Genomic DNA, 23,207 nt, shown 5'->3' on the forward strand with positions numbered 1-23,207 from the left:
CAGCCACCCGGTCCGATCAACGCGTTCTGACCGCACGCGCCGCTGCGGTCGGCCGCCACTCCCGACCGTGCCACCACATCATTGAGTTTGCATCTTCCGACCCGTCGCGGGCGAAGCGGTCGGAAACTATCGAGCCAGCATGCACGCACCCACACCGGACCCGGGAACGATGGCCCGCGAGGAACTGGAAGCCGAGGTTCGCCGGTTGCGTGGGCATTCGGCTTCCCTCGCGCAGATGTTCGAACAGGCTCCGAGCTTCATCGCCCTCCTGAGCGGCCCCGAGCACCGCTTCACGCTGACCAACGCCGCCTACCAACGCATCGTCGACGGTCGCGACGTGGCCGACCGTACCGTGGCGGAGGCACTGCCGGAGGCTGCCGCCCAGGGTTACGTCGACCTGCTCGACGAGGTGTTCCGCACAGGCCGACCTCACACGGCGACGGGTGCCAGGCTCGATCTCCAGCCCGTCGCGGGAGGGGCGATCACGGAGCGCTACCTCGACTTCGTCTATCAACCGGTCGCCGGCCCGGACGGGCGGGTCGAGGGCATCTTCGTCGAGGGCCACGACGTCACGGAGCGTACACGTGCGGAGGTCGCTCTGCGCGAGAACGAGGCGCGCTACCGGACCCTGTTCGAGAGCATCGAGGTCGGGTTCTGCATCGTCGAGATGAAGTTCGAGGGCGAACGCGCCATCGACTACCGCATCGTCGAGGCCAACCCCGCCTTCGTCGCGCAGACCGGAGCAGACGTCGCCGGCAGGTGGGTGAGCGAGTTCGCGCCGGACCTGGAGCGGCATTGGTTCGACACCTACGGCCAAGTCGCGCTGACCGGCGAGCCCGCCCACTTCGAGCATTACGCCGACGTGTTCGGGCGTTGGTTCGACGTCAGGGCCCTGCGCACCGGCGAACCCTCCGCGCACCGGGTCGCGATCTTCTTCTCGGACATCACCGAGAGGCGCCGTGTCGAGCAGCGCGCCGAGGCCGGCGAGCGCGAGTTGCGCCTGATCGCTGACGCCCTTCCGGTGCTTATCGCCTTCATCGGCGCGGACCACGTCTACCGCTTCGCCAACGAGGCCTATGTCGACTGGTTCTTTATCCCCGCCGGCGAGATTGTCGGCCGGGACGTCCGGGACCTGCTCGGGCCGGACGCCTACGCGGCACGTCGGCCGTACATCGACCGGGCCCTCGCGGGTGAACCCGTCACCTTTGAGATGGACTGGCCCCACCGCGACGGGCGTCCCCGCGTCGCCGAGATCCGATACCTGCCGCGCCGGGACGCCGACGCTCGCGTCGACGGCTTCCACATCTTCGTGCAGGACGTGACCGTCCGGGTGCAGACCGAGGCCGACCTCGCCCGCCAAGTCGCCGCCCGGACCGCCGAGCGCGACCAGATCTGGCAGGCCTCGTCCGACCTGCTGTGCGTGGCCAATTTCGAAGGCTACTTCGTCGGCCTCAACCCAGCCTGGCCGCAAACGCTCGGCTGGACCGATGCCGAGATGAAGGCGCGCCCGTTCCTCGATCTCGTCCACCCCGACGACGTCGAGGCGACCGTGGCGGCGGCGGAGGGTCTGTCGCGCGGGGAGGCGCAGCTTACGTTCGAGAACCGCTACCGCCGCAAGGACGGCAGCTACGTCTGGCTGTCCTGGAACGCCGTGCCGCGCGACGGGCTGATCTACTCGTCCGTACGCGACGTGACCGAGAGCAAGCGGCAGGCCGAGGCGCTGGCAAAGACGGAGGAGGCCCTGCGGCAGGCGCAGAAGATGGAGGCGGTCGGACAACTCACCGGCGGCCTCGCGCACGACTTCAACAACCTGCTCGCGGGCATCTCAGGCTCGCTGGAACTCATGCAGACCCGGATGAGCCAGGGGCGGATGGGTGACCTCGACCGATACATGACCGTCGCCCAGGGCGCGGCCAAGCAGGCTGCCGCCCTGACCCACCGCCTGCTCGCCTTCTCCCGCCGCCAGACCCTCGACCCGAAGCCCACCAACGTGAACCGTCTCGTCACCGACATGGAGGAGCTGATCCGGCGCACCGTGGGCCCGGCCGTCCACCTTGAGGTCGTCGGCCTCGCGGGCCTGTGGCCGGCGCTGATCGACCCGGGGCAATTGGAGAACGCGCTGCTCAACCTGTGCATCAACGCCCGCGACGCGATGCCGGACGGCGGTCGCATCACCATCGAGACCGCCAACCGCTGGATCGACGAGGCCGGCGGCCGCCAGCACGATCTCGCTCCCGGCCAGTACCTCGGCGTCTGCGTGACCGACACCGGCACCGGCATGGCGCCGGACCTGATCGGAAAGGTGTTCGAGCCGTTCTTCACGACCAAGCCCACCGGCGAGGGCACCGGCCTCGGCCTGTCCATGGTCTACGGCTTCGCCAAGCAGTCCGGCGGGCAGGTGCGGATCTACTCCGAGGTCGGTGAGGGGACGATGGTCTGCCTGTACCTGCCGCGGCACTACGGCGAGGCCGACGAGGACGAGGTGGCCCGCAGGCTTGCCGAAGTGGAGCAGGCCGGCCAGGGCGAGACGGTGCTGATCGTCGACGACGAGCCCTCCGTGCGCATGCTGGTCACCGAGGTGCTGGAGGATCTCGGCTACACCGCCATCGAGGCCGCCGACAGCGTCGCCGGGCTGAAGGTACTTCAGTCGGACGTGCGCATCGACCTGCTAGTGACCGACGTCGGCCTGCCGGGCGGGATGAACGGGCGGCAGATGGCCGACGCTGGCCGTGAGCGGCGCCCCGACCTGAAGGTGCTGTTCATCACCGGCTACGCCGAGAACGCCGTTCTGGGGAACGGCTATCTCCGACCCGGCATGCAGGTCCTGACCAAGCCGTTCGTGCTGGAGACGCTCGCCACCCGCATCAAGGAGCTCATCGCGGAACGCTAGGCGGGGCGTCTGACCGGTCGTCCGTTCGCCGCAGGAGATCAGATTCCGGCATGCCAGGCATAGCCCTGGTCCTCCCAGTAGCCGCCCTTGCCCTCGCCGATTTCGGCGAAGCTCTCCACCACCTCGACGCGCATCACGTACTTGGCCTGCTTGTAGCCGAGGTTGCGTTCGAGGCGCAGCCGCAGGGGGGCACCGTTCGCCACGGGCAGGGCTTTTCCGTTCAACTCGTAGGCGAGGATGGTCTGGGGGTGGAAGGCATCCACCAAGTCGATGCTCTCGTAGTAGCGAACGGACGCGTCGTCGCCGGCGGAGCTTCCCTCGGCGGCTTGCTGGCCCCCGGAATCACGCTTGTCCTCCCCCTCGCCCGATTGCTTCGTCATCGCAGGGTTGGCGTTGCCGCCGGACGAGACGTCCTCCGTCCCATCCCCTTCGGCGCCCTCGTCCTCGCCCTGGTCCATCGTGTCGGCGCAGCGGAACACGACGTAGCGCGCCTGCGGTTTGAGCCGTGCCCGGTCCAGGATCTCGGACAGGGGCACGCCGGTCCACTTGCCGATGCAGCTCCACCCCTCGACGCAGTCATGCCGGGTGATCTGCGTCCGGGAAGGAAGCTTGCGCAGCTCGGCCAGGGAGAGCTTCAGCGGGGTCTCGACGAGGCCGCCCACCTCCAGCCGGTAGTCCGCGAACTTGCGCCGCGCCAGCGCCTTGTAGGCCCTGTCCGGTGGGTCCTCGGTGCCGTTCGGCTTGAACCACGGCGAGATGTCGGCCTCGGCGTACTCGGGCGCGAGCGTTCGCTCCGTGAGGAGCAGCCGTTGTACGAACAGGTTGGCATCTTCGCCGGTCTTGAGCGTGCGCCGGAACCAGTCGGCCTCGCCGAGGCGGTCGCAGCCACCGAGCATCGCGGTGCCGGCCACGGCGGTGGCGCCGAGCAGGAGGGAGCGTCGGCTGGGCGGCTGGATCATGCGCGGTGCTCCCGAACATCATCCCCCGCAGCGGGCTCGATCCGGCGCTCGATCACGAACCAGCCGGTGAGCATGCCGCGCATGTTGTTCCAAAACCCAGAGAGCACGACCAGGGCGACGTGGACGAACACGAACAGAACCAGCAGGGCCGCCACGACGAAATGGACCGTGCGGGCCGACTGTCGCCCATCGAACAGTGTCAGCAGGAACGGGAACGCCGCATCCATGGCCGGCGACATCGCCAGCCCGGCCAGCACCTGCACCGGCAGCAGCACGAACAGTACGACGGCGTAGGTGAGCTTCTGGATGACGTTGTAGCGCTTGGCCTCGTCGCCTTGCGGGAAGCGCAGGGTCAGGTGCTCCCATACCGAGGCGGCGAAATGCCGGACCTGGTCGCGCTGGGGCACGACGCGGAAGCGAAGTTGGCCGCTCAGCAGCCCGTACAGAAGGTACAGGGCGCCGTTCAGGACGAAGGCCCAAGCGAAGAAGAAGTGCCAGGAGCGCCCTCCCGTGAGATCCTGGTCGCTCGGCAGCGTCAGCCACGACGGGAAGCCGCGGTCTGCCGGCTCGCCGTCGGCACCGGGCGAGGAGCCGAGCCAGCCGGTCGTGTCGAACGTGCGGCCCAGGACCGTGGTGACGCCCTTGGGCGGGTCGTCCTCGGTCGAGGTCATCGACAGCATCGGCGTGTCGAAGGTCGAGACCTTGCCCCAGTACAGGGCCGGGTGGGCGTTAAAGATCTGCAGGCCGCTCATCAGCAGAACGAGCAGGCATAGTGCGTTGATCCAGTGGGTGATCCGGATGACGGCGGGGTGCCGGAACATCCAGCGCCGATGCTCCACCTCGCCGGTGTCGGGGGCGGAGCGCGTCAGGTAGGTGCGGGGCACGAGGGCGGCTCGTCCTGGGGACCGAGGGGCGCGGCGACCGGACCGAGGGCCGGGCCGCCGCGTTCGGGATGGCCGCTTACATGCGGTTCATCATCATCTTCCGCTTCATCATCCGGCGCTTCATCATCTTCTTATGCATCATGCGCTTCTTCATCATCATGCGCTCGCTATGCGTCATGCGGACTTGCGTGATGCCTGCCGGGCCGGCCTGAAGGCCGTTCGGACCCATCGGGGCGGCCGAGGCGGCGCCGGTTCCGAGCGCGAGGCCTCCGAGGACCGAAGCGGCGAGCGCGAGGGTGGTGATCTTCATTCGTCGTCTCCTGTACGGGGAAGGGCTCCCCTTTCGCACAGTGGGGCAAGACGAAGAACGCGCCGCAAGTTCCTGATTTATCAAATTAATTTACCTGATTGATGGTCTATGGGCGCAACTCTCCGGACGCTAGGGCGAGGCCCCACGCCGCGCCCTGGCCGGGCGTACGCCGACCTGTACGGAGGCCCAGTTCGAAAGGTTTCAGCATGCGTCGCGACCGGATCATCCGAAAGCGGCGGCGACAGGCCCTTGTCTTTCGACACGTTGGCGATCCGCCCCGGTCTTCCCGGCGCCTGCTTCTCATTCAGGGCGCTCGGCATGGGCGCCGACGGCTTGCCAAACCTCAAGTAAATCGCGGAGAACACCGCCCGCCTCCCTTACGAACGCGGCGGCAAGACGGAGGGACGATGATCACCATTGGCATCCGTGCGGCTCCGAGGGCCGTGACCTTCGCGATCTACGACACCAAGAAGGCGCGCGTGCTGAACATCGAGGAGATCAAGATCCCGGCGGCGTTCGCGACGCCCGAGGCGTTGAAGTACGTGCGCAGCAACCTCTTGGACGTCCTCAGGGAGTATGGGGTGCAGCAGGCCGGCATTCGCGTCACCGAGGCGGCCGCGCGAGGCGGCAACCTCGCACGGGTGCAGATCGAGGGCGTCATCCAGGAAGCCTTCGCGAGCAGCGACCTCGGTGCCTACTACGTCGGCCAGATCGCATCCATTTCCTCGCGCATCGGCATCGACCGCGCACGGTTCAAGCCGCTGGTCGCCGGCGACGAGGCCTGGGAGGTGAACGGCTGGGCCAGGATGACCAAGGAAGGGCGCGAGGCACTCCTCTGCGCCGTGGGAGCCGCCCGTGCTTAAGCCTCACCAGAGAGCCGAGCTCAACTTCGACATTCTGAAGGAGATCGGGTTCGACGGACGCAACTCGCGCACCTACGTGGTCAGGGACCACCAGCTCGACGCCGAGATCGTGGCCAAACAGGTCGCCAAGGCCGGGTTCAACGATCCGGCGGCGTTTTTCGCGGAGGCACAGGCTCTCTACGCCAGCGCGCATCCGAACGTGGTGCAGATCCACTACGCCTGCCAGGACGCCGACTTCCTGTACCTCGCCATGCCCTACTACCGGGACGGGTCGGTGAAGGGGCTGATCTCAGGCGGGCGCCACGTGACGGTGCGGGAAATCGTGACGATGGGCTGCCAGGTCCTCACCGGGCTCCACAACATCCACGCGAAGCGACTTATCCACTTCGACGTTAAGCCGGACAACATCCTGCTCTCGCCCCGCGGCGAGGCGCTCCTGTCGGACTTCGGTCTCGCCAGACGGATGAACTTCGCCGGCAAGGCCGAGCAGGATAGGCACTACGGCCCGATGTACCCGCCGGAGGCCTTCAGGTCCGACCGTTTCGACCGAACCTTCGACATCTACCAGTTCGGCCTCACCCTCTATCGCATGTGCGTCGGGAACGAAGCCTTCCACGCACAACTGGCGAAGTTCGGACCGAGGATCGCCGACCGCGATGCGTTCCGGTTCGCGGTCACGACCGGTCGGTTCCCGAACCGGTCGGAATTCCCGGCACACGTTCCGAACAAGCTGCGTAAGATCGTCCTCCGATGCATCGAGGTAGACCCCGCCGACCGTTACCAGTCCGCCATCGACGTCGCGAACGCCCTGGCCGCCATCGACGACAAGACCTTCGACTGGCGTTTCACAGAGAAGGCTGGTACGAGGACGTGGATGAAGAACGAAAACGGAACAGACCTCCGTTTCGAGGTGAAGCCGGACCAGAGCTGCGCCCTGTACAAAACCACGAACGGAGGTCAGCCTCGCCGGGTCCGCGACGGATGCAGGTCATCCATCTCGGAGAAGGAGGCGCAGAAACTGCTAGGGTCATACTGATGGCCAAGATCAAGAACGATCCAAGTCGCTACCTGACCCGGGCCTCGCTGGGCGGGCGACACGCCGCCGCCGGTTCCGAGAAGGACGAACCCGGTCGGGTCCGGACCGCTCAGGACTTCCGTGAAGCCCACGTCGATGACGGCATGTACGTCACGTTCAAGACGCGCGACCGTCAGCCCAAGGACCGTTAGGTCGACGTCCGAGGTTGTCGGGCGGCCGTGTCATCCGACCCTGCGACGGTACCACTTGCTGCCGTCGCCGCGCTCCTCGCTCTCGAAGTATTTCGTATGGGTCACCCGGATGCCCATCTTCGCGTTGAGCTTGCCGCGCGTCAGGGGTTTCCCACGGGAAATGGCTTCCCGGGCGAGCGACGGCGGCAGGAGCTTGAGCACTTGGTGATCGGGCACCCAACCGCTCTCCGGCAGCACCCCCTCGATCTCGCGCATCACGCGGTCCCAGAACTCCTCGGCAACAAGGTCGCTGACCCTCTCCCGAAGTGCCGCCACCTCGGCCTCCCGTTCCGCCAGCCGTGATTTGAGGGTCGCGTTCTCCCGGATGGCCACCTCGGCGTCCATGTACGCCTCATCCATCAACTCGCGTGCAGCCCTGCTCTCGGCCTCCGCCTTCCGTCGGTCGTCGTCGCAACGGAGCGCCGCCTCGACCAGCGCCGCGTCCCAGACGCGCGCGACGAAGCCGACGAGCTCGCCCTGCAAGCGTTCCGGCAATCCCTTCACCTCCAACCGTGGCTGGTAGTTGCGCGCCGCCTTCCAAGTCAGCAGGTGCGGTCCGACCTGGCGCGGCGTCCCGCCACGCCAGCGCTTGCGTAAGACCTCGATCACGCGCGCCTGGGTGACCGTGTCCCCGGTCCTGTGAACCTCGTCCGCGGCCAGCCAGACCTGCTTCTCAGACGGCATCAAGGAACCTCGCGCGACGCACGAAGCCTGCCGCGAACGCAGTCAAGGATACCTTAAGACCAGGGAAGCGGAGAACGGGAAGCGCATCCCGCTTCCCGCTTCCCTCGGAGCCGCACGGCATCCGTCCCCGAGCCCCCGTGGCGCGCCTAGTCGAACCGGAACCCGTAGAGGCCGCCCGTCTCGTGGTCCGTCAGGCGTACCGGCAGGATCGCCTCGGCGACCCCGGGATCGTGCTGCAGCCCGGTCCGATTGAACTCGTCGCTGTTCATGGCGACCAGGTACTGGCCGTGAACCCGGCCGGCGACGGTGGACCCGAACCTCACGGCCGCCCTCACCTGACGGGCATCGACGCCGTCGAAGAGGTGGCTGTCGTGGAAGACGAACCCCGGCCCCCCCGAGAAGCGTTCCGCCGCCACCTGAAACAGCATCATGTCGAAACAGAAGAGCTTCATCATGTCGATGCCGCCGAGATTGCCGCCCCCCGAGATCGAGATCTCCAGTTTCGGTCCCGTCTTCGACGCCGAGACGATCAGGTTGCCCTGGTGGTCGTCGTAGAGCGTGGCGATGCACTCGTCGACGAGCAGCATCGCCCTGCGGATCGACGCATCGTGCGTCTTGAGGTCCTCCTGGAGCCGCAGCTCAAGGGCCGCGCTCTCCAGCTTATGCTGCGTCACGCTGTTTTCGAGCATGCTGGCGTGCTTGAGCTTGCTCGTCAGGGTCTCCTCGCGGCTGATCAGCCGCGCGAGATCCTCGCGCATGACTATGAGGTCCTCGAACGCCCCCTTGCCATCGAGTTTCCGAAGGATGGCGGACCGCTCCTCATCGTAGCGCACGAGGGCCGCATCCACCTTGACCCTGCGCTCCGCGGCCTCCTCCACCTGCCTGGCGAGATGACGCCGACGGTTCTCGGCCACCGAAGCCTGGAATCGCTCGACCTCGTCGAAGCGTCGCAGCGCTACGCCGGGCAATTCCACGCCCGCGGCTTGGTACAGCCGCTCGACGGAGGCATGCCCCGGCGCGGTCGCCTCGCCCATGGACGTTTCGAGGTACGCGATGGTCTCCTCAAGGGTCGCGAGCTCGATGGCCGCCTCGGACATCGCGTCCTTCAACTGCGCGGCCCGGTCAGCCATTTCCCGGTAGTTCTCGTGGACCTCGAAGGTCTTGAGTTGACCCCGCAGCGTCGCGATCTGCTTCTCGGTCCTCGCAAGCTCCGGCCTTATCTCGGCCACGGTGCCGAACAGCGACCCGAGTTCGCCCTCCTTGATCGCCTGCTTCAAAGTGGCGGTGATCTTCTTGCGCGAGCGTAGCTCCTGGAACTCGCGTGAGACCTCCCACCCCAGCCCGAGAAGGTAGGACAGGTTGACCTGCCAGTCCCAGGGCTGCTGTTCCGCGTTCTGTTTCTCAATGCTGGTGAACCCGCCCGATTTCCGGCGCCGGATGAAGTAGCCGATCATCGAACGGAAGGTCGGCGCGAAGCTCGTCTCGAAGGGGCTGTTCGAGCGGTCGGCCGGCATGCCGAACCATCCGCGACCGAGTTCCGCCCTCCATTGCTCCAGCGTGATCCGACGCGTCGGCGCGCGAACCCGTCCCTCGGGGGCTCCGTCAGGCGGAGCGGCGTCCAACTCGGTGACGACGACGCCCCGGTCGTCCCCGCAATCCCGGCTCACGAGGACGTCGCGGCCGGCGACGGTGAAGACGCCCGAGAAGGAGTGCTCGACGATCCCGGGCTTCTTGAAGGTCGAGCTCTTGTCGGCGTTGCTCCCCAGGAGGAAGTGGATGGTCTCGACGAGGCTGGTCTTCCCGACGGAATTGCGGGTCTGCCGCTCCGTGGAGGAAGCCGTGACATCCGCCAGGAGGACGTTCAGCCCTGGCCGGAACGCCAGCGACTTGAACGTGGGGATGGTTGAGGTCACCGCCTTGATCATCCGCCGGCCCTCACGATGAGGCCGTCGACCATGTCCACCGCCCCCATCGCGTACAGGAGCGAGACCGCCAGCACGAACCAGTCGAACGGCAGCGGCGACACGTTCTGGCGGCCGGCCCGCTCGGCAAGCACACGCTCCCAAACGTCCGAGACCGGCGCCGGCTCACCGAGCACCGACAGGATGTCGCCCCCGACCGAAAGCAAGGCACGGTCGGGCCGAAGATGCTTTCCGGGCAGGATCACGCGGCCTCCTCCGCGACCGGTCGGTCCTTGAAGATGGTGCAGCCCTCGAAGAAGTGCGCCAGCACCGTCCAGACGGCGACCTCGCGCCGCGTCGTCGCACGATGCCCCGCCATCGTGAACTCGTAGAGATCGTCCATGATCTCGCCCGGCCCCAGGCCCTGCAACTCAAGCTCGCGGTACTTCTCCTTGAAGGCGGAAGCCAGGGCCGGGGCGAGCAGCGGGTCGGGATGACCGAGCAACAACCGCTCGACCGTCGGCGCGCCCTGGAAGCCGTTCCGGATGCGGTCCTGGAACGCGTCCTCCAAGCCGTTGAAGTCCAGCTTGTCGAAGGGGACCTCCCGCGGCTCCTCGTCGATCTCGCGGCGGACGCTCACCTTCGCCATGACGTCGTCGACCACCTCCAGGATCTCGACCGGCTGCACGTTGCGGAAGTCCTCGTCGGTGATGGCGTTGGCCAGCAGGTCCTCGATGTCCTCGATGTCGAGGCCGAGGAGATGACGTTCGAACTGCTCCTTGCCGAAGGTGCGGATCTCGCAGTCGGACACCTCACTCCTCAGGCGCGAAATCTCCTGCGTGATCTGCGCCGGGGGTTCGAGGTAGTTCGTCACGAAGACCCAGGCCTTCATGCCCGGCCACTCGGCGCGGGCGCCCTCGAAATCGCTCCGGACCTTGGCGACCGCGTGCCTCATGGAGGCGTCCCCCGCATGGTCTCCCGAATTCACCGGCCCGTAACAGGCGAAGATCGTCTCGGGCTCCACCAAATGACCGTCGCACTGAAGGTCGCCGCGGGAATAGTCCGTGCTGGTGGACTCGAAGTTGTGACCGTGGACCTTCCCCATCAGGGCCGCGAAGAAGGCCTGCAGTTCGGTGCCCTTGCAGCGTCGCAACGTCAGTTCGAGGGTGTTCTTGAACGCCCTTCTCTTCGGTGCCGTGAGACCCAAGACAACCATCCCCGAATCGCACGCCTTCCAGCGGCCCCATGGTAGGCCGCCGGGAAGCGAACGTAGCAGAAACGTCAGTAAGGCACCGGCCCTCCCCAGCAAACATCGTCAGGATGAGGCATTGACGTCATCGGTGACCAGGGCGCTCCCGGGTACCGGGCCACGGTTCATCGACCGATCCCCAGGGCCCAGGCTTCATCGCCCCCGGTTCGACCTGTCCGGTTGACCAGCGTCGTCCGAGCTGGAAGGGTCAGTCCACGCCACGGAGCGTCCCGTCGACGGCATCCTCGACAGGTCGGTCCAGGCTTGCACGCGGCACTTGCGAGAGGGCCGCCGTCGTTCAAGAGACATCGCCATGAAACCCGCGAGCCAGCACCTGACCGACTGACCGCCGGAGTGCCGCCGCGTGCCGGGCCTCCGCATCCCGCGAGGCTCCGATGGCATCCAGAACCCTGTTTTCGAGCGACCACCATTTCGGACACCGGGCGCTGCTGGGCGAGCGGATGACCACCCGCCGTCCGTTCACCTCCATCGAGGAACACGACGAGGCGCTGATCGCGAACTGGAACGCCGCGGTTGGCCCCGAGGACACCGTCTGGCACCTCGGCGACTTCTGCTACCGATGCGGCGAGAACTACGCCCGGTCCGTCTTCGCCCGCCTGCGGGGCCGACGCCGCTGCCTCGTCCGGGGCAACCACGATAAGATCGGCGCGCGGTTGCCCTGGGACGGCATCGTCGACGTGGCTCGGGTCGTCGTCCCAGGTCCGGACGGCGCGGCGCAGGGCATCTGGCTGAGCCATTACGCCCACCGGGTCTGGCCGCGCATGCACCGCGGCGACCTGCACTTCTACGGGCATTCTCACGGCACCCTGCCGGGCACCGCGGCCAGCACCGACGTCGGCATCGACTGCTTCGGCTTCCGGCCCGTCACCCTTGATGAGATCCGGGCCCGGTTGGCCGAGAACGCATCGGCGGCGCCAGGAATGCCATGACCAGTCACCGCGCAGGATCCGTCCACACCTATCCACCGGCCGGGCGGTGCGGATTACCGAAGTCCGCTCGACGGCTTGACGTCCTGACTGCCGATTGCCAATTTGTTCCGACCCTGGGCGGTTACCCGTCCCCTCGCGAGATCACCGTGCCTCGTTCCCTGCACCTCATACGGAGAGCCCCGGCCACCGGCCGAACCTCGCTTTCCCCCCACGCCCTGCAGGGGGCCTGACCGACGCGCGGCGTCCGGCGGCCCCACGGAGGCCGCTTTGACCGACGCTGTCACTGATCCCGCCGATGCCATCACCGGGCCCGGCCGCTCCACCATCCCGTCCTTCGTCGCACCCCTGCCCGAGACAGAAGACCCGGCCCGCCAGGTCGGCGAGATCTTCCGGAGGCTGAGCGGCTGCCACGCCACCTACGGCGAGAAGGCGTTCGTCCGCATCGTCGCCGCCGTGCTGGTCGCCCTCGGCAGGGCCGCCATGGAGGAAGCAGAGGCGCAGGCCCTGCGGCTGAGGGAACGGTCTGCCCCGGCCCGCCCCGGAATCAGGGTGTCCGCGACGGCCCGCCGGGTCGACTTCGACGCCTGGGACCCCGGCGACCGGGACTGATCCTCGCAGGCACGAACTTCCAGGAACATCCCATGTCCCGCCGCCTGAAACGCATACCGCGCACCGCCGGTGCCAAGCCGGCCAAACACTCCACCCGATTCGAGAAACCCGCAGGGGCCTGACCGGCGCGCATCGACGAGCGGCGGCCCCATGCCGGAGGCCGCCATGCGCACCAGGAAGACTCCCGCCAGCACGCTGCTGAACCACGCCCGACGCCAAGCACGCCAAGCCGAGCGGGGCGACTTTCCCGAACTTCTTGCCGAGGACGAGGCGGCTCCGCGCGCGGCGCCCGAGGACGACCACGCCGCCATCCTCGACCGGGCCTCCGTGCCGCGGATGCTCGCCACCGCGATGCTGGTCGAGGCCATGTCCGTGCGCGAGCAGGCCGCTATCGGCAGGCGCAACGGCCTCGCCGTCGTCGTGGAGGTCGCCCACCCCGAGATGGTCCAGCCGGTGGGCGATGCCCTTCGGAGCGCCGGCGCTTTCACGGAGATCTTCCGGCGCTCCGGCGCCAAGAGGACACAGGATCTCCCCGACCAGGGATGCGGTACGGTGGCCGCCCTGCTCGGGGGCGGCTCCAACGTCGCGGGCGTCTCGCAGGCGCCCGAGCGCTACCTGCCGTCCACCCTGACCGCGGCCGCCGACATCCGGCTCAAGCTGGGCGCCCCGACGCCCAAGGCCGTCAGGACGGTCATCACGCTGGTCACCGGTCGCCGACCCCGCAAGCTGCCGCCGCTCGCCGGGCTGACGTTCCTCGACGCCTGCTCCGCCATCCGCCGCAACTCCAGCGCGGCCACCTGCGGGAAGCGGCTCGCCGCGGTGGTCGCCGCGAGGCAGGCCGTCGTCGCGACCAACGACGCCCCACCCCTGGAACAGGTTTTCGGGCTCGGCGAGGCGAAGGCTTGGGGCTTGGCGCTCGTGGCCGCCGTCGACGCGTGGCGCACCGAAGGCATCCCCTGGGCGGAAGCCGTCCAAGGTGACCGCGCGGTCATCGTCGCGGGGCCGCCCGGCAACGGCAAGACCAGCTTCGCCGTCAGTTTGGCCAGGAGCCTGAAGCTCAAGCTTCACGTGGCCAGCGCGTCCGCGTGGTTCACGAACAACTCCGGACACCTTGGCGACGTGATCCGAGCCATCTCCAGCACGTTCCAGGAAGCATCCGCGAACGGTCCGGCCGTGCTACTCATCGATGAATTGGACGGCGTACCGTCCCGCGAAAGCCTGGATAATCGTCACAGGGATTTTTGGACGCCAGTAATCACGGCCCTGTTGCAGGAGATCGACTCGGCTGCTTCGTCGAGCGCCAACTTGATCATCGTCGCGGCAACAAATTACCCGGACAGACTTGACCCGGCACTCGTCAGGCCGGGTCGCCTCAACAGGGTTTTGAGGATCGGCCTCCCGGACGCCGAGGCCATCGTCGGCATCCTCGGCCAGCACCTCGGCGACCACGTCCCGCCCGGGGAGGACCTGACGCCGCTCGGCATCCTCGGGCTCGGTGCCACCGGGGCCGAAGTCGCCGGCTGGGCCAGGGGCGCCCGCGCCGCCGCCCGGGCCGCCGGCCGCCCCGTGGCGATGGCCGACCTCGTTCGCCAGGTCTGCCCGCCCGAGACACGGGACCCCGCAACCGTCCGGGCCATCGCGCGGCACGAGGCCAGTCATGCCGTGATCGGCGAGGTGACCGCCACGTCGACGCTCGACGTCGTGACCATCGTCGAGCGTGGGGCGTGGGCCGGCAGCACGAACGCGCGCCTGAGAAATCCCGTCATGATGACGTCCGCGCAGGTCGAGGCCCTGGCCTGCACCCAACTCGCCGGGAGGGCGGCCGACGAGGTCTTCGGCGAGCCGACCTCGGGCGCCGGGGGCGAGCGCTTCAGCGATCTCGCCACCGCGACGGCCCTGCTCGCCTCGAAGGCAGCGTCCTGGGGCCTCTCGGGCTCGCTCCTTTACCGGGGCGACCATTCTGAGATGCACGCGCTTCTCCGTGCGGACGGTGCGCTCAGGAATAGCACGGCGCGCGAACTCGACCGCCTCTACGTCCAGACCCTCGGCCTGGTCCGCGCGAACGTCGACCGCATCGAGCGCGTCGCCTCCCGGCTGGTCGAGCGGCGCGTCCTGGGCGGGGACGAGGTCCGCGCGATCATCGCGGAAACCCCGGGGACGCCGGCCGGCGAGGCGGGCGCCGTCGAAGGAGGCCCCCATGCCCGGTGACGTCGACGCCCGCATCGCGGAGATCGTCCTCGGCCTGGTCCGCCTCTCGCGCCTCCTGCCGCCAGACGACATGGACAGCCTGTTGGGGTCCGTGGCCGTCGAGGTCGAGACCGGCATGGAGATCGTCGAGGAACGCCGCCTGACCCGCCGGGCGGACGGCAACGTCGTGGCCTTCCCCGGGGCGGGACGCCCGTGACCGGGCGTCGCCGTCCGCCACGCGTTGTCCACAGCCGTCTCACCGAAAATCCACCGGCCAGGGAATTGTTAACCGGCCGTCAGCCTGGGCGATGGCACGTTAACTCCACCGCCCGAACATCCATCCACCGGCCAGCGCTTGGCCCCACCGAAGGAGAGCAAGCATGCCCTGCATGACCCTACGTCTCCCCCGGACCGGCGCTTCCCGAATAGCGGCGACATCCCCCCACCGGAACTGACCTCGGAGCGCCCACGGGCGCCCGAACCTTCGCGTGACCACGAAGGCCCGCCCCGTCACGGGGTGCGGTGTCCAGCTTTCTTCCCGGGAGATGCCACGATGTTCAATCGCCACACGACCCTTGCCGACATGTGCGCCGGCCGCCAGACCCTGTTCTCGGCCCCGGCCCTCGTCGCCCCCAAAGGGTGACAGGCTAGTCCCGGCCAAAGGGGGACACGGGAACGGTCGCGCGAGCGGCTCCCGATCTCGTCGGCATCGACTACGCGCGGACCGATCCGGACCGCGTACCCCGGTCGCGCAAGCACGGGCCCTCGGTCGGAGACCTGCCCGATCCGGTCAGGCGCCGGACGCACGGCTTCGACAGCGAGTCCGAGCGGACCGTCATCACGGTCCTCGCCTCGTTCTCGACCGTCCGTGCGATCCACGAGCAGGTGAAGGTCCACTTCCGCCGCAACGGCGTCCTGCACGTCTACTTCATCGACGTCGTCGTCGAGCATCGCTGCGGCCATCGCAAGGCCTACGCGGTCAAGGACACGGCCAAGTCGGCGAAGGAAGACGACACCTGAGCGAAGCTGGAGCTCATCTGCGAGCAGGACACCGCAGGGGTCGCCGATGACTTCAGACTGGTGACCTTCGAGGGGCTCGACCCCGCGGCGGTCGAGAACGCCAGCCTGATCACCCGCTGCGGCGCCGAGCAGGACAGCGAGGCTTGGGAGGCCGTCCGCGCGACGCTCCCGAACCTTCCCGGGACCGTCACCGCCGCCGCCATCGGGCAGGCGTCCGGATACGGCGTGAGGGGGATGAGGGCGGCCTTCGCCCTCATCCCGGCGGGTCTCCTGAGGAACCCGCCGGGCGAGCGCCTCCACATGGACACCCCCTTAACCAACGGGTCGAGCCTGATCGGCGCTAACCACGCCGCTTAACAGACCCTGCAGCTCGCACCGGGAGGATGTCCTTCAAAGCCACCCTCCCGGCACCCTCAAAGGAATGACGAATACATGCCAAACACCCGACTTTATCTCTCCCTCAACGACCGCGTCCGGCGGAACGGCGAGTGCTACCGCCCCGCGGAACGTCTCGCGCAGGCCTGGGTGCTGATGCACGTTGTGGACGGCGAGATGCTCGTCGACGACGACGATGCATGGCACCTCACCGACAAGCGCCAGCAGGAGCTTCGGGACGCCAAGCTCATCGCCGTCGACGAGAACTACTTCTCTGCGGCCGCGAGGGACCTTGCCCTCCGCGACGACGACCTCCTGCTGCACGACCTGAACGACGAGGAGTTGCGGACCATCGCCTGGAAGGTCGAATGGTGCACGCGCGTCCAGCGTGCCCGCGCCGGCCTGGATGGCCACGGGAAGAAGCCCGCCCTCTCGCAGGAGGGTCTCGCGGCCTTCATCGAGCGCGAGCGCGACGCCGTGCATCGCTGGTACCTCGACCGGTATCGGATGGCGCGGCCTCCCGGACGGCGGATCGCCGGGCAGGAGGCCAAGACCTACGACTACCCGGGGCCGACGACCCTCAGAGAATGGCTGGCCGATTACGAGGACGCCGAGTTCCGGTCCAGCGCCTTCAAGCCCGGCTACCGCCGGTGCGGGAACCGCAGGCAACTCGACGCCCGGGTCCTGGAGATCATCGAGCAGCAGATCGACCAGTACGCCAGCCGCGGGATGCCCGCGAAGGACGATGTCTTCATGGACGTCGACGCGGCGGTCCGTAAGCGCAACAAGGAGCTGCCCAAGGACGCCCAACTGTCGGTGAACGAGCGGGCAGTCCGACGCCGCGTCAACAGGATGGCGCCGATGGTCGTCGACGCCGGACGGCTCGGCCCGGAGGTGGCGGGCCGCAAGTACGCACCGGTTGGCCAGGGCCTGCGGACCTACGACGGGCTTGAGGTCATCGAGCGGATGGGCCGCGTCGAGATGGACGATTGGGAGATGGATCTCTTCGCCATCCTCAACGACGCCGAGGTCTACGACACGTTGACCCCGAAGGTCCGCGAGGCCGCGCAGAAGGTCGACCGCAGGGTCCGCTGCACGGTCACCGCCGGCATCGACGTCGTCACCCGCTGCATCGTCGCCTTGAACGTCACGCCCGACAAGCCGTCCACCATGGGCTCCCGGCGCGCCCTCCACTCGATGTTCATCGACAAGTCGGGATGGGCCAAGCTCGCCAAGGCTACCTCGGAATGGAACATGGCGGCGAGGTCGCGCGAGGTCGCGACCGACGGCGGACCCGCCTTCGAGGGCGACTTCCGCGACACGGTCCGGCGCGTCGGCATCACCCACCGCTACCCCGGCGGCAATCCCACCTCGCGCGGCCACATCGAGTCGTTCTTCCGGACCTTCAAGCGCTTCTGCCGCACTTTCACCGGCCAGGCTTTCTCCAACGTGGTGAAGCGCGGCGACTACGAGGCGGAGGCGCTCGCCAGCGTCATGGCCCACGAGATCGAGCTCCTGCTCGTCCGCTTCATCGTCGACGACTACCACCTCCGCCCCCATTCCGGCCTCTCCGGAATGAGCCCGCTCTCGGCCTGGGAGCGGTCCTCCAACGACCTGCTCCCCCCGCCGGACGAGGTGCAGAGGCACGTGGCGTTCGGCATCCGGAAGCGGGGCCTGCGCATCCGCCCGCCGGGCATCACCTTCATGCACGTGCAGTACAAGCACCCGAAGATGGGCGTCCTCCTCGGCCTGGTGGGCAAGCGCGAGCTGACCGGGGTCATCAACCCCAACGACCTGGGCACCATGCTCGTGCTCGTTCCGGAGGAAGCCCGGCGCGCCATCGGCGCCGCGGGCGACTTCATGGAGTTCAAGGCGGACGAGTTCCGCGGGGTGCCGCTGACGAGGCTTGAGCACTTCAACGACGAGATCAAGCGCTTCGCCGCCGACGAGGACGCCGCCGGCCGCAGCGTCAGGTACGAGGCGCGCCAGTTCATCAAGCGGGCGGCGGAAGAGGCGCGCATCCGGGCCGGCGTCCCGTCCGACATCATGACGAACGACCAGCACCTCGCCTTCTTCGAGCGCCTTGAGCGCGGCGGCGACCGGGCGTCGGCGCCCAGGCCGAAGCCCGTGGGCGCGCCGATGTCCGCCGCGGACGAACCGGACACGCTGGGCGTGTCGGTCGCGAGGAAGCCGGGCTCCGGCCGGGTGGCCGACCCTGCCAAGCCGACCAAGCGTCGGTCCGTGAACCGCTACCGTGACGAGGAACGCTCATGACCGCCCAACTCGAAGCCGCCACCCGCCTCTCCTTGGACGAGGACGACTACTTCCGGGGCGTCAGCGCCGGCATGCCCGAGGGCAGCCGGCGCGTGATCGACGGCCTGGAGAAGGTCAAGTCGGTCTACGTCGAGTGCGACCGCGACGACGCCCTCCTCACGGGATTCAACCGCTACCTGGAGCGGTACGTCGCGACGCGCCGCCTCCCCCGGCAGGAGGCGGACTGCTTCTTCCTCGTCGGGGCGAGCGGCGCCGGCAAGACGGCCGCCATCGGGCGCCTGCTGAGCGGTCACGCGGCGCTGCGGCCCGTCCCGACGCCCTACGGGCTCAAGCCGCGCTACGTCTCGATCAAGCTCAAGGGCTACGCGCCCCCTCGCCTCGTCGGCCTGCAGATCGTCCGGGAAGCTGGATACGGGCTGGCCATGAAGACCGGACGCGGCGAGGTCTGGGACGGGATGGCCGGACATCTCCAGTCGCAGGGCGTGTTCCTGGTCCACATCGACGAGGCCCAGCACCTCCTGAAGCGGAACGCCTCCCAATCCGACCGCGAGGAACTCGCGAACGCCATCAAGGGCGTGGCCATCGACACGAAGTGGCCCGTCGCGTTCGTGTTCTCCGGCCTGCCCGAGGTTCTCGGGCTGCCCATCGGCGACGATCAGGTCGAGCGGCGCGGGAACTTCGTCCGGTTCGCCGACGTGGCGATGCCCGAGGAAAAGGATCTCGTCCTGAACATCCTCTCCCGGATGGGCGAGGCGGTCGGCATCGCGTCGAGCCACCTGGCGGATACCGACCTGCCCGAGCGCCTGGCCTTCGCGGCCCGGCACCGGTACGCCCGGATCTGCCAGCTCGTGGAGGGAGCCCTCCAGGAGGCGATGCACTGGAAGAGGGAGGCGCTGACCTACGGTCACTTCGCCGTCGCCTTCGAGCGCCGCTCCCTGGCCTACGGGCAGGACGACAAGAACCCGTTCTTGGCGGAACACTGGAGGGGGCTGCGCCAGGGCTCGTTCCTGACCATCGACGACGCACCGGCGCAATCGTCGTGAACGGGGGCGCAACCACCCTTCCGGCCCGGGATACGTTCCTGAACCTCGGGCATCCTTTGCAGCCGAAGGAACCGGCGATGGGCTACGCAGCCCGCCTCGCCGCCTTGAACGGCGTCGACCTGCGGACCCTCCTGAGGGACATGCGGATCGACGTCGAGGCCCTGGGGCGCGGCGACGGGCGCACCCTGGACGCCCTTGCCGCCTTGAACCGGCAGAACCCGGCCAGCCGGTCGGACCTCGGTCGGTACACGCCCTCGCACGACGTCGGCGACAAGAACGTCGTGGTCGGCGGCCACCGCTTTCCACCCGGATCGGCATTGGCGTCGGCGACGCGGGTGTGCCCGCACTGCGTCGCGGAGGATCTCGCCCGGTTCGAGGGACCGACGGAGGCCCGGCCGTGGTCGAGGCTCGAATGGCTGCTGGAGCCGGTGAGGGTCTGCGGCCGGCACGGGACGGTCCTGGTGCACGTCGAGGCCAACGCGACGCTCCGGGCCGGCCACGATTTCTCGGCGACGCTGGCCGACCGCGTCCTCCCCGTTCTGGACCGGCTACGCACGGAGGCGGCACCCGCCCCCGGAACCGCCTTCGTGGACTGGTTCGCCGCCCGTCTCGACGGCACGTGCGATCCGGGCAACTGGCTGGACGACGTGCCGCTGCACGCCGCCTCGGCCTTCTGCGAGGCGCTCGGCGTCTCGGTCATCCACGGTCCCGGAACGCATCCCTCGGACATGGGCGACCTCGCGCGGGCGGCGGAGGAAGGGTACCGCATCGCCGCGCGGGGGGCGGACGCGGTCGAGGATGCGCTCGACGGCATCGTCGGACGCCTGAGCTTCGGGAAGCGCGGCTCCATCGGCCACGGCAAGGTCTACGGACGCGTCCACGCGGTCCTGCGTTCGAATCGCCAGGACCCAGCGTTCGAGAAATTCCGCCACGTCCTGCGGGAGCACGCATTTTCCAAGCTACCCATAAGCCCGGGGACGGCCTTCCTCGGCGTGCGGCTGGACGAGCGGCGCATGCACACGCAACGGAGCGCCGCCTTTTCGAGCTCGCGGTCCGACGTCGGCCTGCTCCGGCTGATCGGGGCCGAGGCCGTCGCGGAGGGGCGCCGGCTCTGGATCACCGTCGAGGAATTCGGGAAGGTCGTCGCGAACGTCGAGGACCACCTCACGGCCAAGGACGTCGCCGCCCGGACCGGGTTCTCGGTGAAGCAGGTCGGGCACCTTGAGGAGGCGGGATTGCTGCCCGTCCTGCCCGAAGCCGACCGGAACGCGGGCTCGAAGCGCCGCTTCCTGCGCCCAGAGGTCGATGCCTTCATGTCGAGGCTGTTCCAAAACGCCGTGCCCGTGGCCAACCCCGCCGAGCCGCGGATGACGATTGATCGGGCCGCGCCCGGCCTGCGGGTCGGCACCGTCGAGATCCTGAACCTGATCCTCGATGGACGGCTCGCATGGGTGGGACGCCATACGACGGGCAGGCGCTACGGCGACCTCCTGATCGACCGCAACGAGCTCTTCAGGGTCATCCAGGGCGAAGGCTCCGCCGACGACGTCACCGAGACCGAGGCGGCCGCGATGTTGGCCGGCGTCGACCCGAAGAACCTGTGGTGCCTCGTCAGGGAAGGCATGCTGGAGTGGTCGCCCGGATACCGCCCGCGCGATCCGCGGTCGGTCAGGGCGCTGACCAGGGCGAGCGTCGAGGCATTCGCCTCCGAGTACGTCACACTCATGGAGGCGACCGCCTACCTCGGCCTCTCGCCGCAGCAGGCGATGCGCCGGCTCGCGGAAGGCGGTGTCCGAGAGGCGGCGCCATACGACCGGGTCCGGACGAAGCTCTATCGACGCCGCGACCTGAAGGCGTGTCGACCGGGAGCCGACGCCGCCTGAACTCGGCGCTCAGTGCATCCCGAAAGCCGACGCCGAGACCGGTTCAAGGTCCGCCTGCGGATCGTACGAGACCTGCATGATCCCGAAGGCCATGGCGGCGCAGCACATGCGGCAGGCGTCGTACCGAAGCTGGAAGTCCGCGGCCGCCCAGGCCTCGGCCGTGACGGGGGCGTCGCCCGCGATGTCGGCACGAAGGAGATCGAGCTCCTTCCGGATGTGCGCCGCGTCGAACGCGACCACGGAGACGCGGGAGGCGAAGTGTTCCAGCATCTCCGGGTCGACCGGGACCTCGTGATCGTCGAACCGGAACCAGCGCAGCCCCGTCTTCGGGTCCGGAGGAGTGATGCCGTCGCGCTGGGCGCACATCGACATCATCTCGACGACGCTCTCGACGGCCTCCGCTCGCGTGGGGACGGGTTCCGGGGTGCCGACGATCCGGGGAACGCCCGGCGGCAACCCCTTGAACTCAAGGTCGGCATGCCAGCCGCCGCCCTCCTGGTAGAGGTGCACGCCGGCCGCCTTGGATAGCTGCCAGTACGCCTCGGAGGCGGCGAAGAGGTTGCTGCGGGCTTCGACCTGCGCGCCCGTCACGTCTATAAGTTGGACCTTCAACTGCCGCAGCATCGAGGCCGCCTTCGCCCGGTTCTGCGGATTGTTGTGATTGTAGCCCATGGCGACGCCTCGTCCCGCCTTCGGCGAACTTGCCGGCCGGTCGAGGGATTCTCGGATCCGAGGCTGCAAGCGACAAACCTCGCGAGGGGCATCTCACGTGAGGTTGCGCGGCCTCCAAATTATGTGCGGAACTTTGGTGTTTCAGGCAGGCAACTATGGTGTTGCCTGCCCGGCCTGCCCTTCGGGCTCAATGCGGAATATTGGGTCGGCTATTATTAAGCTCAAGGCCGGCGCGGATCCGTTCGCGCCGGCTTCCCCGCCAGCCCGCACCGTCATTGCGAGCGAAGCGAAGCAACCCAGGGACGCGCTACGGTCGGAAGCGGCCCGCTGCCCTGGATTGCTTCACTGCGTTCGCAATGACGGGTGTGGCGACGGTCCAGGCGCCGGCAGCATCGCCAGGGAGGCCCTGGCGATGCGCTCCAAATCCTCGCGCGGGGCGCCGTCCCGCGCTTGGGCCGACATGCCCTGGAGCACGGCGGCGAAGGTGGCCGCCAGGGCGTCGACATCCGCGTCGGGCGGCAGGTCGCCCTCGGCGCGGGCGCGGTCGAGCCGTTGATGAAAGCCCGCCTTGCTCGCCTCCCGGAGCAGGCGGAGGGCGTCGCGGACCTCCTCGGAATCCGGCGAGACGCTGCCGGAATTCTGCACCACGAGGCAGCCGCACGGCACATCGCGCGAGGACAGGATCGCCGCCGCCTCATACAGGAAGCGCTCCATCCCCCGGCGCAGGTCCGCCTCGTCCGCGAGGGCCTTCCAGGGGGCGGCCCAGTACGTCGTCTCGTAATGCTGAAGCGCTTCGAGGAAGAGCGCGTCCTTGTTGCCGAACGCCGCGTAGAGGCTCGGCGGGTTGATCCCCATCGCCGCGCAGAGTTCCGCCACCGTCGAGGGGCCATAGCCGCGCGTCCAGAACACCTCGAGCGCCCTGTGCAGGGCCTGATCGCGGTCGAAGCTGCGGGGACGCCCCTTCCCCCGGACCGGCGTGATCGCGCTCATCTCCTCCCCGCGTGCTGTTCCTCGCGTGCCGTGCCGCACATCCTGCGGCCGGATCCGCGCATCCGCCTTGACGCTCCGTAGCGGTCATTACAGATATAGCATCCGTAGCGGCCGCTACAATAATTGATTCCCGGCGAGGCGGCGAGCCATTCCCGCTCCAGGGTGCGCCCATGCGCCCCTTTGCCCTGGCGTACCCGG

General features: G+C 68.4%; 22 protein-coding genes. 13 read left to right on the top strand and 9 right to left on the bottom strand.

The window, feature by feature from the left end; all coding sequences use genetic code 11:
- Positions 1–169 precede the first annotated feature (169 nt).
- Positions 170–2,890 (top strand): hybrid sensor histidine kinase/response regulator, encoded by a 2,721-nt coding sequence (locus ACS5Q7_RS13585; protein ID WP_478339842.1) that lies wholly within the window; start codon positions 170–172, stop codon positions 2,888–2,890.
- A 38-nt stretch (positions 2,891–2,928) separates the two neighbouring features.
- Here the strand turns inward: ACS5Q7_RS13585 and ACS5Q7_RS13590 are convergent, their stop codons facing one another.
- The 3 genes from ACS5Q7_RS13590 to ACS5Q7_RS13600 all read right to left on the bottom strand — a co-directional run bounded on the left by ACS5Q7_RS13590 (position 2,929) and on the right by ACS5Q7_RS13600 (position 5,043).
- Entirely contained in the window at positions 2,929–3,849 is a 921-nt protein-coding gene (locus ACS5Q7_RS13590) for a molybdopterin-binding protein (protein WP_478339843.1), read from the bottom strand.
- The gene (locus tag ACS5Q7_RS13595; RefSeq protein WP_478339844.1) at positions 3,846–4,733 is read right to left on the bottom strand and encodes a cytochrome b/b6 domain-containing protein; all 888 of its coding nucleotides are present in this window, start codon (positions 4,731–4,733) and stop codon (positions 3,846–3,848) included. The genes ACS5Q7_RS13590 and ACS5Q7_RS13595 overlap by 4 nt, the downstream gene beginning before the upstream one ends.
- A 76-nt stretch (positions 4,734–4,809) precedes the next feature.
- Entirely contained in the window at positions 4,810–5,043 is a 234-nt protein-coding gene (locus ACS5Q7_RS13600; RefSeq protein WP_342112192.1) for a hypothetical protein, read from the bottom strand.
- Positions 5,044–5,486: 443 nt separating this feature from the next.
- Here ACS5Q7_RS13600 and ACS5Q7_RS13605 point away from each other — a divergent pair, with 443 nt between their 5' ends.
- From ACS5Q7_RS13605 to ACS5Q7_RS13615, 3 genes are read left to right on the top strand one after another with little or no spacing between them, the layout of a single operon-like run.
- Positions 5,487–5,906: a hypothetical protein gene (locus tag ACS5Q7_RS13605; RefSeq protein ID WP_478339845.1), complete on the top strand. Its 420-nt coding sequence runs from the start codon at positions 5,487–5,489 to the stop codon at positions 5,904–5,906.
- Positions 5,899–6,942 carry a serine/threonine-protein kinase gene (locus ACS5Q7_RS13610; protein WP_350377063.1) on the top strand — a complete coding sequence of 348 codons (1,044 nt, stop codon included), beginning with the start codon at positions 5,899–5,901 and terminating at the stop codon, positions 6,940–6,942. The genes ACS5Q7_RS13605 and ACS5Q7_RS13610 overlap by 8 nt, the downstream gene beginning before the upstream one ends.
- The gene (locus ACS5Q7_RS13615; RefSeq protein ID WP_350377064.1) at positions 6,942–7,133 is read left to right on the top strand and encodes a hypothetical protein; all 192 of its coding nucleotides are present in this window, start codon (positions 6,942–6,944) and stop codon (positions 7,131–7,133) included. The genes ACS5Q7_RS13610 and ACS5Q7_RS13615 overlap by 1 nt, the downstream gene beginning before the upstream one ends.
- Positions 7,134–7,163: 30 nt before the next feature.
- Here ACS5Q7_RS13615 and ACS5Q7_RS13620 read toward each other — a convergent pair whose 3' ends face one another.
- From ACS5Q7_RS13620 to ACS5Q7_RS13635, 4 genes are all read right to left on the bottom strand, one after another.
- Positions 7,164–7,856, bottom strand: coding sequence for a DNA-binding protein (locus ACS5Q7_RS13620; protein WP_350377065.1), 693 nt, complete (start codon positions 7,854–7,856; stop codon positions 7,164–7,166).
- A 146-nt stretch (positions 7,857–8,002) separates the two neighbouring features.
- Entirely contained in the window at positions 8,003–9,769 is a 1,767-nt protein-coding gene (locus ACS5Q7_RS13625; RefSeq protein WP_478339846.1) for an ABC-three component system protein, read from the bottom strand.
- An 8-nt stretch (positions 9,770–9,777) separates the two neighbouring features.
- On the bottom strand, positions 9,778–10,023 hold the full coding sequence (locus tag ACS5Q7_RS13630) for an ABC-three component system middle component 6 (protein ID WP_350377067.1): 246 nt from the start codon (positions 10,021–10,023) through the stop codon (positions 9,778–9,780).
- Positions 10,020–10,964, bottom strand: a complete 945-nt coding sequence (locus ACS5Q7_RS13635) for an ABC-three component system protein (RefSeq protein ID WP_478339847.1) — start codon at positions 10,962–10,964, stop codon at positions 10,020–10,022. Before ACS5Q7_RS13635 ends, ACS5Q7_RS13630 begins: the two co-directional genes overlap by 4 nt.
- Positions 10,965–11,467: 503 nt before the next feature.
- Between ACS5Q7_RS13635 and ACS5Q7_RS13640 the strand changes: the two genes are divergently transcribed.
- The 9 genes from ACS5Q7_RS13640 to ACS5Q7_RS13680 all read left to right on the top strand — a co-directional run bounded on the left by ACS5Q7_RS13640 (position 11,468) and on the right by ACS5Q7_RS13680 (position 21,347).
- Positions 11,468–11,956 (top strand): hypothetical protein, encoded by a 489-nt coding sequence (locus ACS5Q7_RS13640; protein ID WP_350377156.1) that lies wholly within the window; start codon positions 11,468–11,470, stop codon positions 11,954–11,956.
- Positions 11,957–12,223: 267 nt separating this feature from the next.
- The gene (locus ACS5Q7_RS13645; RefSeq protein WP_478339848.1) at positions 12,224–12,565 is read left to right on the top strand and encodes a hypothetical protein; all 342 of its coding nucleotides are present in this window, start codon (positions 12,224–12,226) and stop codon (positions 12,563–12,565) included.
- 150 nt (positions 12,566–12,715) lie between these two features.
- Positions 12,716–14,773, top strand: coding sequence for an AAA family ATPase (locus tag ACS5Q7_RS13650; RefSeq protein ID WP_478339849.1), 2,058 nt, complete (start codon positions 12,716–12,718; stop codon positions 14,771–14,773).
- Positions 14,763–14,969 carry a hypothetical protein gene (locus ACS5Q7_RS13655; protein WP_350377071.1) on the top strand — a complete coding sequence of 69 codons (207 nt, stop codon included), beginning with the start codon at positions 14,763–14,765 and terminating at the stop codon, positions 14,967–14,969. The genes ACS5Q7_RS13650 and ACS5Q7_RS13655 overlap by 11 nt, the downstream gene beginning before the upstream one ends.
- 668 nt (positions 14,970–15,637) lie before the next feature.
- A complete protein-coding gene (locus ACS5Q7_RS13660) occupies positions 15,638–15,772 on the top strand; it encodes a hypothetical protein (RefSeq protein ID WP_478339850.1) in 135 nt (44 codons plus the stop codon).
- 60 nt (positions 15,773–15,832) lie between these two features.
- Positions 15,833–16,129, top strand: a complete 297-nt coding sequence (locus tag ACS5Q7_RS13665; RefSeq protein WP_478339851.1) for a hypothetical protein — start codon at positions 15,833–15,835, stop codon at positions 16,127–16,129.
- Positions 16,130–16,204: 75 nt separating this feature from the next.
- The gene (locus tag ACS5Q7_RS13670) at positions 16,205–18,421 is read left to right on the top strand and encodes a hypothetical protein (protein ID WP_350377073.1); all 2,217 of its coding nucleotides are present in this window, start codon (positions 16,205–16,207) and stop codon (positions 18,419–18,421) included.
- Positions 18,418–19,464, top strand: a complete 1,047-nt coding sequence (locus ACS5Q7_RS13675; protein ID WP_350377074.1) for an ATP-binding protein — start codon at positions 18,418–18,420, stop codon at positions 19,462–19,464. Before ACS5Q7_RS13670 ends, ACS5Q7_RS13675 begins: the two co-directional genes overlap by 4 nt.
- Positions 19,461–21,347, top strand: coding sequence for a TniQ family protein (locus ACS5Q7_RS13680; protein ID WP_478339852.1), 1,887 nt, complete (start codon positions 19,461–19,463; stop codon positions 21,345–21,347). The genes ACS5Q7_RS13675 and ACS5Q7_RS13680 overlap by 4 nt, the downstream gene beginning before the upstream one ends.
- A gap of 9 nt (positions 21,348–21,356) precedes the next feature.
- Here ACS5Q7_RS13680 and ACS5Q7_RS13685 read toward each other — a convergent pair whose 3' ends face one another.
- Both ACS5Q7_RS13685 and ACS5Q7_RS13690 read right to left on the bottom strand, forming a co-directional pair.
- A complete protein-coding gene (locus ACS5Q7_RS13685; protein WP_478339853.1) occupies positions 21,357–22,019 on the bottom strand; it encodes a hypothetical protein in 663 nt (220 codons plus the stop codon).
- Positions 22,020–22,361: 342 nt separating this feature from the next.
- Positions 22,362–23,009, bottom strand: coding sequence for a TetR/AcrR family transcriptional regulator (locus ACS5Q7_RS13690; RefSeq protein ID WP_478339854.1), 648 nt, complete (start codon positions 23,007–23,009; stop codon positions 22,362–22,364).
- Positions 23,010–23,207: the final 198 nt, after the last annotated feature.

It is taken from the genome of Methylobacterium sp. Gmos3 (assembly GCF_056430985.1).

Bases quoted from the DNA above. Each gene is read 5' to 3' on its own strand.
- ACS5Q7_RS13640 (WP_350377156.1), top strand. From the start codon at position 11,468: ATGACCACCCGCCGTCCGTTCACCTCCATCGAGGAACACGACGAGGCG.
- ACS5Q7_RS13615 (WP_350377064.1), top strand. From the start codon at position 6,942: ATGGCCAAGATCAAGAACGATCCAAGTCGCTACCTGACCCGGGCCTCG.
- ACS5Q7_RS13655 (WP_350377071.1), top strand. From the start codon at position 14,763: ATGCCCGGTGACGTCGACGCCCGCATCGCGGAGATCGTCCTCGGCCTG.
- ACS5Q7_RS13690 (WP_478339854.1), bottom strand. From the start codon at position 23,009: ATGAGCGCGATCACGCCGGTCCGGGGGAAGGGGCGTCCCCGCAGCTTC.
- ACS5Q7_RS13670 (WP_350377073.1), top strand. From the start codon at position 16,205: ATGCCAAACACCCGACTTTATCTCTCCCTCAACGACCGCGTCCGGCGG.
- ACS5Q7_RS13590 (WP_478339843.1), bottom strand. From the start codon at position 3,849: ATGATCCAGCCGCCCAGCCGACGCTCCCTCCTGCTCGGCGCCACCGCC.
- ACS5Q7_RS13600 (WP_342112192.1), bottom strand. From the start codon at position 5,043: ATGAAGATCACCACCCTCGCGCTCGCCGCTTCGGTCCTCGGAGGCCTC.
- ACS5Q7_RS13585 (WP_478339842.1), top strand. From the start codon at position 170: ATGGCCCGCGAGGAACTGGAAGCCGAGGTTCGCCGGTTGCGTGGGCAT.
- ACS5Q7_RS13620 (WP_350377065.1), bottom strand. From the start codon at position 7,856: ATGCCGTCTGAGAAGCAGGTCTGGCTGGCCGCGGACGAGGTTCACAGG.
- ACS5Q7_RS13650 (WP_478339849.1), top strand. From the start codon at position 12,716: ATGCCGGAGGCCGCCATGCGCACCAGGAAGACTCCCGCCAGCACGCTG.
- ACS5Q7_RS13685 (WP_478339853.1), bottom strand. From the start codon at position 22,019: ATGGGCTACAATCACAACAATCCGCAGAACCGGGCGAAGGCGGCCTCG.
- ACS5Q7_RS13675 (WP_350377074.1), top strand. From the start codon at position 18,418: ATGACCGCCCAACTCGAAGCCGCCACCCGCCTCTCCTTGGACGAGGAC.